Here is a 529-nt window from a genome sequence, read left to right as displayed (position 1 = left end):
CGCGTTTTGTCGCCGCGCACAGCTTTGGACAGTACACGATTTCGTCTGATCTGGTGTCCATTCCGTTCCAGGCGCTCCTGTACCCCCTGACCCGGCCGCTTCTCGCGATGCTCGCGGCCGGGCGGCAGGATTCCTTTGGCGACGCATATCTGAAGGTGTCGGGCGGCGTTTTTCTGCTGATGTCGCCCATATTCGCCTTCATGGCCTGCATGGCGGGGCCGCTGGTGGGGCTCATTCTCGGAGAAAAATGGGCCGATATCGCGCCGGTGTTCCAGGCGCTTTGCTTGATCGCCATCCTGCGCCTGCCGGGCAGCGCCATGTGGATTTTCGCTTTGCTGCTGAACCGGCTGAAATCCGTGACGGTCAGGCTCATGGTGGAGTTGCTGGCCTATGTTCCCCTGGCGCTCGTGGGCATCGCCCTGTGGGGCATTGCCGGCGCCATCGCGGCCAAGGTGGGGGCGACGATGATCGCCACGGTGACCAGCATGGTCCTGATCCGGGATTTCGCCGGCGCGCGCATCATTGATCA

The 529-nt window shown here is 62.9% G+C and carries 1 protein-coding gene; it reads left to right on the top strand.

The window, feature by feature from the left end; all coding sequences use genetic code 11:
• On the top strand, positions 1 to 529 hold a 529-nt coding region (locus AC4FS3_RS29440), incomplete at both ends, for an oligosaccharide flippase family protein (protein ID WP_491023485.1).

Source organism: Pseudogemmobacter sp. TB195 (assembly GCF_058313095.1).
The sequence above is the reverse complement of the archived record's forward strand: the minus strand, read 5'-3'. Positions and strand labels throughout refer to the sequence as shown.